General features: G+C 64.1%; 11 protein-coding genes and 1 riboswitch. Of the genes, 5 read left to right on the forward strand and 6 right to left on the reverse strand.

Annotated elements, in window-relative coordinates; translation table 11 throughout:
- Positions 1-25: 25 nt before the first annotated feature.
- A complete protein-coding gene (locus ABZ382_RS26270) occupies positions 26-1783 on the reverse strand; it encodes an ABC transporter permease subunit (protein WP_357093868.1) in 1758 nt (585 codons plus the stop codon).
- A gap of 36 nt (positions 1784-1819) precedes the next feature.
- Positions 1820-2767: a hypothetical protein gene (locus ABZ382_RS26275; protein ID WP_357093871.1), complete on the reverse strand. Its 948-nt coding sequence runs from the start codon at positions 2765-2767 to the stop codon at positions 1820-1822.
- A 196-nt stretch (positions 2768-2963) separates the two neighbouring features.
- Positions 2964-3133, reverse strand: a riboswitch (M-box (ykoK) riboswitch).
- A 104-nt stretch (positions 3134-3237) separates the two neighbouring features.
- Here ABZ382_RS26275 and ABZ382_RS26280 point away from each other — a divergent pair.
- Complete coding sequence (locus tag ABZ382_RS26280; RefSeq protein WP_357093874.1) at positions 3238-3474, forward strand: hypothetical protein; 237 nt, start codon at positions 3238-3240, stop codon at positions 3472-3474.
- Positions 3475-3581: 107 nt separating this feature from the next.
- A complete protein-coding gene (locus tag ABZ382_RS26285; RefSeq protein WP_357093877.1) occupies positions 3582-4409 on the forward strand; it encodes a TIGR02452 family protein in 828 nt (275 codons plus the stop codon).
- 59 nt (positions 4410-4468) lie between these two features.
- Here ABZ382_RS26285 and ABZ382_RS26290 read toward each other — a convergent pair whose 3' ends face one another.
- Positions 4469-5365 (reverse strand): sterol desaturase family protein, encoded by an 897-nt coding sequence (locus ABZ382_RS26290; protein WP_357093880.1) that lies wholly within the window; start codon positions 5363-5365, stop codon positions 4469-4471.
- Between the two features lie 514 nt (positions 5366-5879).
- Between ABZ382_RS26290 and ABZ382_RS26295 the strand changes: the two genes are divergently transcribed.
- From ABZ382_RS26295 to ABZ382_RS26305, 3 genes are all read left to right on the forward strand, one after another.
- On the forward strand, positions 5880-6581 hold the full coding sequence (locus ABZ382_RS26295) for a hypothetical protein (RefSeq protein WP_357093883.1): 702 nt from the start codon (positions 5880-5882) through the stop codon (positions 6579-6581).
- 208 nt (positions 6582-6789) lie between these two features.
- Positions 6790-7038: a DUF6400 family protein gene (locus ABZ382_RS26300; protein WP_357094107.1), complete on the forward strand. Its 249-nt coding sequence runs from the start codon at positions 6790-6792 to the stop codon at positions 7036-7038.
- 746 nt (positions 7039-7784) lie between these two features.
- Positions 7785-8381, forward strand: a complete 597-nt coding sequence (locus ABZ382_RS26305; protein ID WP_357093885.1) for a hypothetical protein — start codon at positions 7785-7787, stop codon at positions 8379-8381.
- Between the two features lie 203 nt (positions 8382-8584).
- On the opposite strand, the gene ABZ382_RS26310 is transcribed toward ABZ382_RS26305, so the two are convergent.
- From ABZ382_RS26310 to ABZ382_RS26320, 3 genes are all read right to left on the reverse strand, one after another.
- Positions 8585-9532, reverse strand: coding sequence for a decaprenyl-phosphate phosphoribosyltransferase (locus ABZ382_RS26310; protein WP_357093888.1), 948 nt, complete (start codon positions 9530-9532; stop codon positions 8585-8587).
- 391 nt (positions 9533-9923) lie between these two features.
- Positions 9924-10388, reverse strand: coding sequence for a hypothetical protein (locus tag ABZ382_RS26315; protein ID WP_357093891.1), 465 nt, complete (start codon positions 10386-10388; stop codon positions 9924-9926).
- A gap of 120 nt (positions 10389-10508) precedes the next feature.
- Positions 10509-10886: a hypothetical protein gene (locus ABZ382_RS26320; RefSeq protein WP_357093894.1), complete on the reverse strand. Its 378-nt coding sequence runs from the start codon at positions 10884-10886 to the stop codon at positions 10509-10511.
- Positions 10887-11824 lie beyond the last annotated feature (938 nt).

Below are 11824 nucleotides of genomic sequence, written 5' to 3' on the forward strand. Positions count from 1 at the left end.
GCGTGTCCTCCTTTCGAAAAGTGTTTCAGCTCAGCGAGAATCGCTGCTCGGCGGTGCGCTGCAGGCGTCGCCACAGCAGGCGGTTGATGGCCACCGTGACCACGCTCATCACCACGGTGCCGAGCAGCACCTTCGCGAAGATGTCGTCGGTGGTGGCATTGGTGATGTACGCGCCCAGGCCGTATGCCTCCATATGCGTGTTTCCGGCCTCCACGACCTCGCCGACCAGCGTCGCGTTCCACGCGCCGCCGAACGCGGTGATCGCACCGACCAAGTATCCGGGCGCGATCGCGGGCAGGATCAACGACTTCCAGCGCTGCACACCGTGCACGCCGAGATCATCCATGGCCTCACGCAGGTCCGTCGGGATCTGCCCGGCCGCCGCGATCACGTTGAACAGCACGTACCACTGCGCACCCAGCGCCATCAGCACGATGCCGCCGACATTCAGTGAGATGCCGGTGTAGGTGAGCGCCGCGATGACGAAGATGAACAAGAACTGGGCCGGGAAACTGGCCAGCACCTGCACCACCGGCTGAGCGAACCGGCAAATGCGCGGATTCATCCCGATCCACACGCCGACCGGAACCCACACGATGGTGGAGACCACCAGCAGCACTGTCACGCGGCTGAGACTGGCCAGCCCCATCAGCGAGGTCGGCCCGAATTCGGCCAGGCCCACTGTTCTTTCGAAGTAGGAGGCGAGTTCCCAGGTGCCCCAGGCGAGTGCGGCGAAGAGCAGTCCGAAGAAGAACACATCACCGATGCGGCTGCCCGCGCGGTCGTCGTAGGCGGAGCGGGTGCTGCGCCCGAAGACGCGCATGAGGCGATCGACTCGCTCGCCGACCGGCCGTAGCACCCGAGCCAGCCGGCCCGGGACCGTGCTGTGCCGCAGCAGGTCGAGCACCAGACTCCGTGGGGCCTGCGCACTTTCGGTGTGCTCCACCCGGAATCGCTCCGACCACGCCGTGAGTGGCCGCCAGAACGCCACGTTCACCAAGACGATGGTGAGCACCATGACCAGCGCACCCACTATCAGGTTGCCGACCTGGGCCTCGGAGGTGGCCGCCGCGATGAAGCTACCCATGCCGGGCAGCGCCTCGTCCCGGCCGGATACCGTGATGACCTCCGAGGCCGCGAGCATGAACCACGCGCCGCCGAAGCTCATCATGCCGTTCCAGATCATCGGTACCATGGCCGTCGGCACCTCCAGCTGCCACAGCCGCTGCCAGCGGGTGAGCCGCATCGTGCGGGCCGCATCATCCAGCTCCCGGGGCATATTGCGCAACGCCTGGTAATAGGCGAAGGTCATGTTCCAGGCCTGCGCGGTGAAGATGGCGAAGATACACGCCGCCTCCGCGCCCAGATACGAGCCGTCGAACAGGGCCACGAACGCGGTGACCGTGATCGAGACCAGCGCCAGCACCGGTACCGACTGCAGCACGTCGAGCGCCGGGATGAACACCTTCTCGGCCCGCCGCGAGCGCGCCGCCCACTGGCCCGCGATCAGTGTGAAGAGGATGGACGCCACCAGGCCGATGAACATGCGCAGCGTGGTGCGGGCCGCGTAATAGGGCAGGTTCGCGGGATCCGTTGATGCGGTCTCGGTTCCGGTATCCGGCGTCCAGGGCACCGACATGTCCCGAAACAGCCGCAGCACCACCAGGGCCAGCAGCACACCCGCGCCGATGATCAGGTAGTCCACCGTTCGGCGCCGCCCGCGTGCCCGCGGCGCCTCGGGAGTCGACTCGGGGCGGTCCGGAATTGCCAATTCAAGAGTCATTGCTGTTCGCCTCCCTCGGAGCGGCGTCGTCGCAACTCAGTTGGTCGATTCGGCGGCGACCGCGGGCGGTGCGGTCATGACGTTGTAGGCGTGCACGGCCGAGGCCAGCACCGCCGGTGCGCCGACGAGCAGGTTGAAAACCACGACGCCAATCCCGGCCCCGGCCACCGCGCCCTCGAGGCAGCCGGTGACGGCGGCGGGAATCGCCAACGTGCCCAGCGTGACTGCGCCGATCGCGAGACCCTGGCCCGCGCCCAACAGGATGCAGCCCAGCGGCGCGCCGATGACGGCACCCAGCAGCGTGCCCACCGCCAGGGCCACGGTGAGCTCGTTATTGACATTTTGGAAGACGGTATTCATCCGGTCCTCGAAGCTGTCGGGTTCGGCAATCTGCTGTGCCGCAAGGCCTTCGGCCTGCGCCTCCGCGGCGGCGTGCAGTTGCGTGGCGATGTGTCGTTCCTCGGCGCTGACCGGTCGGGCGCGATCCGGGCTCGGGGTGAGGGTGGCGCTGTCGCCGTCGATGCGGGCGTCGATCGGGTACGTCGTGTCCTGCTTCGTAAGGGTCAGCGGGATCGCTCCCACCACCACGCCCTGCGGGTCGAGGATCTGCAGCTGGTCGCTGGTGGTTCGGAACGTGCCGGTGTCGGTGCGCAGCACCACCGATCGGTCGACGATCCGGGCACCGCCGGACACGGTCTGAACCGCGGTCGCGGCGTCGGCGAGCTGGACATCCTGTCCGGGTGCCGCGGCCGAACCGGCGGCATGAGCGACCAGTCCGGCGGCGGTCAGCGCCGCGGTGGCGAATGTGAGCAAGTGAAGTCTCATCGGGATGTTTCCCCTCGGGATACCGCTGCCCGCCACGGTTTGCGGGCAGCATCGAATACCGCCGGGCACGGTGGTGCCGACGGGTCGGAAATAAATGTGAATCTCCGAATTCATTCGTAAAATATGCATGCGAATAATCCGGTGCCGCGCGGGCGGCATCGGGGTATCGGAGAATTACACGCGTCGAGATATCGACGCAGTGTCGGTGTGCTGGCTAGCGGCCCGGACCGAGGCGGAGGGGCCGGCCCGGAGATCCCGGGTCATCATCGGGTGCCATCTTGCTACCCGACCTCCTCACTGGTAGAACGTGATTCGTCAACGCACGGGGGAGGTCGCCCGGACCTCTCGGGACGGACGCACACCCCTCTCGTCAGAGTTTTGGCACTGCACGACGTGTTCCGAATCGGAAAGCCACTTTGGATTACCCCTTGATCCGGAGAAATCTGTCCTAACCTTGGGCGTCTCTCGACGTCGTCAGATCAGTGGCCTGTGTTCGTGCAGGAGCCTCGCCTATCGAGGTGCAACAGGGAACCTAGTTAAAGACTCGTTAAAAGTCAAAGCCGCTATTCGCATATCGGCGAGCCCTACGTCACAGCGGCGCGCCGGACCGTCGATCGGACATTTCAGATGTGTTGGCGCCCCTCGGCGTGGTGAGATCCCTGTTCGAGCCGGAGGACTGCCTCCATGGCCGCGCCATCCAGGGCCGCACCACCTCCGACTGGATCGACACCGCGGTCGCCCAGGTAGGCATGTGGTCGGGCGAGTTCACGATCACGAACGGGGTCGACACGCTGGCGATGACCGACGATCAGGTCAACAAAGCTGCCGACACCCTGATCGACGCCCTCAAGACCGTCAGCCAGTAGGGGATCGGGACGGGACTGCGCTACCTCGCCGATCGAACCGGGCATCGCTGCGGAAGATCGACAGGTCGAAAGCTGTTCGGATGTTGGTTGTTTCGAGCCATGAGAGCATGAGGGACGTGACCGAAAGCTTGCGAGCCATCGCCGTCGACAACGAGCAAATCATCGCAGCCGGAGGGTATTTGGCGCCTGGTGGACAGTATGTCCCGTTGGCGTCGAGCGTGCAGTCGGCGGTGGAGGGCACCCGGATGTACGGCCCCGACCCGGTCTCTGTCATCACCCGCAGCGAGGCCACGACCGTCATCGCGGTGACCGGGGAGAGTGCTCTCGCCGCGGCGCGCCGAATGCTCGCCACCGATCCGGAGCCGGTCGCCGTCCTGAATTTCGCGTCCGCCCGCAATCCCGGCGGCCACTACCTCCTTGGCGCTCGCACCCAGGAAGAAGCCCTGTGCCGAGCATCCGCCCTGTACACCACCCTGCTGGCCGTGCCGCAGTACTACGAGCACCACCGCCACACCCCGGACCCCTTCTACAGCGACCGCGTGATCCTTTCTCCCGCAGTGCCCGTCTTCCGCGACGAGACGGGCATCCTGCTCGACAACCCCTATCCGGTCAGCTTCCTCACCTGCCCGGCGCCCCGGACCAACGTGATCGTGCAGGAGCAGCCGAGCGAGGCGTATCGCATACCCGCGGTACTGGCCACCCGCGCCGAACGCATTCTCGAAACAGCGTCCGGCTACCGGCATTTGGTACTGGGCGCCTGGGGCTGCGGCGCCTACGGCAACGACCCAGCCCTAGTGGCCGGTGTCTTCCACACACTCCTGGCCGACGGCGGCCGCTTCCACCGACACTTCGACGAAATCACCTTCGCGATCCTGGACCGAACCCCCGGCGAGACCACCCTCACCACCTTCCGAACCGTCTTCGCAGCGGAGTAGACCCGAATACCGGTAGAGCTGATGCGCCCCACCGGGCGCGTTGTAGGCGCTTCGCTCGATCAGTGCCGGCCGCGTTGATCGCCGCCGGCTCCCGCGCCGACCGCGGACAACCCGGCCGAGGTTCCGGGCGGGCCGAAGACGGCACGCAGGACGGGTCGGGTGCCGCGGGCCTCACCGATGTCGGTGAGCATGGCCAGCAATTCGTGGAAGTTGGTCTTGATCGGGTTGAACGTGTTGATGTTCTTCGTGAGTCCGTAGGTGACGGATGCGGATTCGTGGGCGTAGGTGCCGAACAGGCGATCCCAGATGATCAGGATCCCGCCGTAGTTTTTGTCCAGGTAGGGGTTGTCGGCGCCGTGGTGGACCCGGTGATGGGAGGGTGAGTTCAGGACGTATTCGACGGGCCTGGGGAGGAAGCCGATGCGTTGGGTGTGCAAGGGCCACTGGAAGATCGAGCTGGCCATCAGCCCGAACATGATGATCAGCGGGGGGACGCCGATCAGGGCGGCGGGGACGAAGGCCGCGTTGTAGAGGAAGGTCGCGAACGGCATCAGCGCCGGCATTCGCAGGGCCGTCGACATATTGAACTGCTCGCTGGAATGGTGCACGCTGTGCGCGGTCCAGAGGATGCGGACGCGGTGTTCGGCGCGATGGCCCCAGTAGTAGCAGAAATCGGTGGCCAGCAAACCGATCACCCAGGTCCACCAGCGGTCGACAGGGAGGTGGAACGGGGTCAGTGCGGCGGTGACCAGGAGGAAGGAGAACGGGACGAACAGGTTCTCCAGTGGGATGGTTGCCCTGCTGACCATGCCGAGTACCAAGCTGTTCGCGGTATCCGGAGCATAGAACCCACGCTTCCGATCCTCGCCCGCGCTGCGCCGCCAGGCCACCCATTCGACGGCCATGGCGAGCAAGTTCACGGGTACCGCGAAGAGGAGAATGCGACTGAAATCCACCGTGAGTCCTAGTCCGAATTCATCTGACGGGGTCTGGAGTTCGACTATCCGACGCCTGCGCCATGACCCGTCGCAGGAACACCAAGGTGCAAGATGCTGAGGAGGGGGGCGAGCAAGGACGCGATCCCGCTTTGCGCCGACCCTGTGGCCTGGTCGGACGAGCCGGTCGTGGCGACGGGCTGAGGGGCGGTCGGTGCGGCGTAGGCCATACCCTTGGCGGTGGCCAGGCCGGTGAGAAGCACTGCGATGGCCAGTGTTCCACGGACCTTGGTTCTGGCGTTGACTTTGGACACTCGAGGCTCCGTTGGTGGTAGGTGTACGAGGTCTCGACGCTAACAACTCTGAACTGCACCGTTTTCGGATTGTCTGCCCAGAATTCCTGGGGCACTGGATTCCCGCGCCCGGCGCGAAGCAGGCGGAACCCACCCTCCCGAGCGGGGGCCGCCTGCTCATGACGCTGTAGTCGCAGGCCCACTCGAAGCGGGAAGTAGCGCTGGTCGCTTAGGATTTCGCTGTGAGAAGCGACGAACTGGACGAATCGCTCACTTTCGCGACCGCGGAGGCGATCGACGCCGCATGGACTTCTTGGGGGCGTCTCGACACCGACGTGATCGCCCACCTGATCAACCCTGCCTTTCTTGGTGGCCCGGCTTGGCCGGCTCTGCGTCAGGCCCACACGATCACCCGTCGTGATAACGCCCTGCTGGTCGCCAGCAGCGGTCTCGCCGACCCCACCGCCTGGGACGACGCCGAACCGACCAACGGCTATGAACTCGAGGTGTATGGCATCTCCGCGGACCCGCCGGCCGACAGCGACACAATCACCGTCGCGACCTCATGGTTGGGCGAGCTGGTGCGATCGGTGTCGAATCAGGTGGCGCACTTCGGGTTCCGGGTTTCCGGCATGCTCGACCGGTACGACCTGATCACGCTGGCTCTGCCCGACTTGGACCTCGCCGATGGCGCCGACACCTATCTGGACGACGGGATGGCCGTGGTTATGCTCGGACTGACCGATACCGAACTACCCGCCACAGTCCTGGGTCCGCTCTCCTCGATCCGCCTGGTCAACGTGAAGCTGCTGACCGCCGCCGAGGGCCGATTCTGTGTGAACAACGCGATCGGTGACGACAACGCCCGCCATGAGCTCGCGCGACGCTTCGCCGAACAAGGTCGCCCACTCTGGTCGAGCCTGGGCCGTCCTTCCGTCGTCTGACGAATCCGGAGCAACTCAGGCTTCAGCGGAAGAGGAAGTCACTCACACACCCGACAATGCCGCATACCGCGCTGACCGAACCGGCCAGCGCGGGGCCAGTCCGCGCGGGCATCAAATGTGACGAATTCCAACCGCGGAAAGTGATGCAGGTCATTGCCCGAGGCGGCGTGTTTGGGCATCGTCGTCAAAATTCGTTTTTGGAAAGAACCTGGTTGGAGATGCCGAAATGGCCGACCACAATTTTGCCTACGACCTCACGCTGGACGAGATGCGACGCCGCACCGCCGTAGTCGCGGCGCTCGGTGACGACTGGGATCCGGTCGCCGTGCTCGCCGAGGAGGAGCGGGCGTACGACATGCTGTACTCGAATCTCGACGATGAGCAGCAGCGGATCTACGACGAACTCGTCCAGGCCGGGATCCTGCCGGATCGGGCGATGCGCCCTATCACCGACTGATCTCACCGCCGAGTAAGAACCACGACTGGTACTCGGCTGATTGCCTCCAGTGAGCGGTGACCTGGCCGCACCGGCTCTCGGCTGAGTTCGTGACCAGCGAGGTCCGAAGCGGTCGGCCGACCTGCGGAAGATCAATGGGCAGAGTGCCTTATGACCGACAGCGGTGCGCGCTCATGCCGAATGCCGAGTGAGTGGCACATGGTGGAGGTGAATCTGGACAAAAGCCCTCCAGGATGCGCCCCTCGGCGACGATGGCGCTGACCGCGCTGTCCGAACCGGCTGGGTAGAGAGCCACACCAAACCAGACGGCGGGCAGCCGAATATAGGGAGCATCCTGGCCGGGACCTGACCCTGGTAGCAAGTGTCTAACTAGCCGCATACCGCGCTGACCGAACCGGCCAGCGCGGGGCAACCGAAGATCAACGGGCAGAGTGCTGTACGGCCGTCGGCTGTGCGCGCTGATGCCGAGCGCCGGTTGCTCATCTGCGCGGTTGGAAGGGGTGGAAGCATCCCTGCGACCAACATCGAAGCTGGCCTTTTGCTCCACTTTCGGGCCTCTGCGTGGAGGAAACTGCTCGAAACCGCTCGGGAGTGGAGCAAAAGGCCAGTCCGCCGCTCATGAGTTTGCCGCCGAGCAGTTCCGCGACGCCCTGTAATGCCGCATACCGCGCTGACAGAACCGGTCAGCGCCGGGCGGTGGAAGATCAAGTGGCCGTGCCGGTCCGAGGCCGCAGGAACGCACCATCATGCCGAAGAGCGTGCATGGCACAAACGCAATAGTGTTTGCGTCCATGCCGCTACCGAAACCCACCCCGGCATTGTGGGAATGGTTCACCGAAGCGCTGGCCGCAACCCTGACGACCATGCCGACGAACAGCCGACTGACCCTGACAAGTGGACCCGGGCGACTATCTGGCCGACAGGTCATCCTCACCATGCGTGCTGACCACCTGCTGGCAGAAACCTACGAACCGCTCGATGCCCTCCTTAGGTTCATACCCGCGAAACACGGCGGGGTACATGGTGGACTGGTGGACATGACTTCGTGGGGTGGATGGCTTCCACCCAAGCGGTGGAGGGGCAGACAGAGGTGGTACAGGATCACGCCGCTCCCGGCATCCTTGCCCGATTTACAAACCGTTGCTGAAGTTGTCGCAAGAGCGTTCCGATTCGTCAGCGTCGCCAACATGCCGCACGAGCTCATCGCCAAATCGTCGAGAAAGCACTTCGATACCAGGTTGCTGGCTCGACTGGGGCAGTGCCCGGACACTGTCTCCGAGCAGCAACTGCACGAACTGCTGGAACTCGAACGACGAGAGCTCGACTTGTTCCTCAAACCCTGAACAACGGCCCAAGCTGCCGCTCTCAGCACCTGCGGCGACGCGCTGTAATGCCGCATACCGCGCTGATCGAACCGGCCAGCGTGGGTGCGGGCGGTCGGAACCTGTTGCGGTGCAGAACGTTCGCTATTGCCGATTTCAGGTCGTCGGGGTGGAGCCAGAGCTGAGGGTTCGACCATGGTGGGGTTGGTGGCGCGTGTGTCTGCTCAGGTGAGATAGACAGCCACACCGGCTGCTGCGAGACACGCCACGGCTAATAGCTGCAGAGTGCGGTCGCCCAACACGATCTCTTCGGGTTCACCGGCCTCGCCGCCATCGATGTCGACCGAGTAACGCAGGACGCTGATCGTGAAGGGAATCATCGAGATTGCGAACCACGGGTTGTCCTTGTGATCGGCCTCGAACGCCCACAGCCCGTAAAAGACCACGGCCGCAGTACCGGACAAGGTCCAGACGAAACGCAGATAGGTAGGCGTGTAGTACTGCAGCGACTTGCGAATCTTCGCACCGGTGTCGAGCGCGATCCTCAACTCGGCGTAGCGCTTGCCCGCAGCCATGAAAAGCGAGCCGGAGGCTGCGATCAACAGGAACCATTGCGACAGATGAATGTTCGCCGCCGCACCACCAGCGACCGTGCGCAATACGAAGCCCGACGACACGATACATATGTCGAGAACCGCCTGATGCTTGAGTCCGAAGCAGTAGGCGAGTTGGATACCGATGTAAATCGCCATCACCGCGGCCAGCTGCCACGAGGCCACGAACGAGATCAGGATCGAGGCGCCCAGTAGCGCCGCCGACAGTGTGTACGCCAGATTCACCGGCACGACACCGGCGGCGATCGGCCGGAAGCGTTTGGTCGGATGCGCTCGGTCTGCCTCCACGTCTAGCGAGTCGTTGACCAGATAAATGCCCGAGGCCGCCAAACAGAACACCACGAAAGCGACACCGATATGCAGGTCGCGGGTGAGGTCGGACAGGACGAAGGTGTCGGTACCCGGAATCGTTCCGGCGGCCAGCGGTGCGGCCAGCACCAGGACGTTCTTCACCCACTGGCGTGGCCGCACGGCTTTGACCAGGCCGCCGACCAGGGTCTTGGGCGGTCCGGTCAGGACAGCGTCGTCGAGTTCGATGCTGGTCGGCTCTTCGCTCATATCAACCTGACTGCTTCCCCGTAGCGGTACACGAATCTAGTTCCGCGGCGGCACTGCCGCTTCGGCGCCCCCCCGGCGAATGTGTCGACCCGCAAGACCGCCCACGACATACTCTCAAACACCCAGCCGTATGTCTTCGGTCAATTTCTCGGCAAGCTCCGCCGGTTCGTCGGAATGATGACGAAGCCAGCAGTCCACACGCCCGCACAGGCCGTTGGCCGAGCAATCGGCAGGGCGAGATCGACTGCCCTGCAGAAGATCCGATATTGCCGCATACCGCGCTGATCGAACCGGCCAGCGCGGGTACGGGCGGCCGGAACCTGGCGCGACTTGGATGAACCGCGACACCATGCGACGTGTGATGGACAACGCTGAGCGCGAATCGGGTGGGCTAGGAACTACCAGCGTTCAGCAGCCGATCCAACTGGCTACAGCCCAAGGGGAGTACCGGTGTGGCCGGTGTGGATCCGGCGGGCGCCGGCTGGATGTCCAGCGTGAGGGTCTGCGTTGTCTTGCCGTCATTGGCCGTGATGACGTGGCGGCCGGCCGTCGACGGAACCCAATTCACCACCGCCACCGGCGCCGTCCCGACCTCCGCATTGCCGTACCCGCGACTGCCGCCGATGCACTGCCCGTTGTCGGAGAAGGTCACGTAACTTGTCCCAGTGGAATTGACGATCGTGACCGCGATACCGTAATTGGTTCCGACGTAATAGGTTTGAACACCTTGATCTGCGGCGATGTGGAAATTGACCATATCGGCGGATGCGGTGGGCACGCCGGTCGTGATGGCGGCTGCGGCTACTGCGGTGATGCCCCAGCCGATTTGGCGGGCGCGGCGCTGATGCGTGGTCATCGTTCTCCTGCTGAGGGTTCCCGTGGTCCGGGGTCTCGGGAACCCTACCGACCCCAACAAGTGAAACATGGGCAGTTCACTAATGTGGGTTGCCCCGAATTTCAGGGGCGCCTGGTCAATTCAGACGCCGAAACTGCCGGTGGGGCTGTTGGCCCCGCAGCTGGTCTGCGCCGGGATCGGGGTGCCGGGCGGGGCAGGTTCGACCGTGACCGTCATGGTTTTCGCGAACGAGCCCATCCTGACCTGCAATGTATGCGTGCCGGCAGTCGTCGGTGTCCAGTCCATCACCTTTCTGCCGGTTCCGTTCATCCCGACGAGGTCATAGTGGACACATCGGCCGTTGTCGTAGAGGTAGATCGAAGGGCCGCCGAACGGAGTTGATGAGCCGGTACTCGTTTCGTCCGAAGTGACCGTCAGATCGTCCACCACCTGGTAGGTGCTGCCCACCTGCACTGGCATCGGACTGCCTTGGATCGTCAGGCTCGGCGAGTCCGCCATGGCGGAGCCCCCCGTCCCGAGAACAGCCGCGCTCACGACCGCCAATCCACCTGCAGCCCAGCCGATTCGAGTCACAACGTGGCTCGGTGTCATTTGTCCTCCCCGTTTGTTCGTAGCGCACCCGCCAGACCCCGGATGGTGCCGGAGCCGGTCGGGCGCCGTGAATACTAGCGGTGTCGACTTCCCGCGCGGCCCGATTCCAGTCGGCAGGAGTGCCCCGACTTCCCGGGGCGAAGTGCCTGCCCGAGATCGGAGGCAGGCCAGTCCGTTTACACGAGATTCGAGCTGGCCAACGTCCTGTAACGCCGATTTCAGGGCATCGCGCTGGACGTGTTCTGGGGCTTCACTCGCCCCCTGTCAGGGCCTCCACTAGCCTCCCGGTTGTGTCACAGAGCATCGCGATCCAGTTCGTCATCACTGACCTCACCGACAGGTCACAGGCTCACTTTGTACAGTTCTAAGCGTCAGCAGTCAGTTACATCAAATTCGCAGAACCACGACGGCAATGGGTTAGGCGCGGAGCGTCAGCACGCAGACCGCACATAGCAAGCGACAACGGCTCAAAACGCCTACTGGCAACCCGTTCCTACGCCCGGGTGCATGCAGGATGACGACTGCCGCGAAGAAGTCCCCTCGCCCGGGCGCTTCCTCCAACCCCGATAAGGACACCATGCGCGACTTGCATGCAGCGAGCTAATGAATACCACCCGGACAACCCCGGTCATCAGAAGGCAGGATCGGCTCGCATCCAAACTGTCACCTGAACGCCACGATCGCACTACTAGCGTTGCGACGGGGCTGGGCGTGTTCGGAATGGTTTGGTCTCGAAATTTCCTACATACCAGATGGTTTGGGTCCGATGGTGCTGGTTGCTGGATCGTGTTCCGTGGGTGTGCTGGGAGTTCTATCGTTGTCGGCAATGGCGTATTCCGAGTCGT

It is taken from the genome of Nocardia sp. NPDC005825 (assembly GCF_040630175.1).
In the GTDB taxonomy this organism is placed as follows: Bacteria; Actinomycetota; Actinomycetes; order Mycobacteriales; family Mycobacteriaceae; genus Nocardia.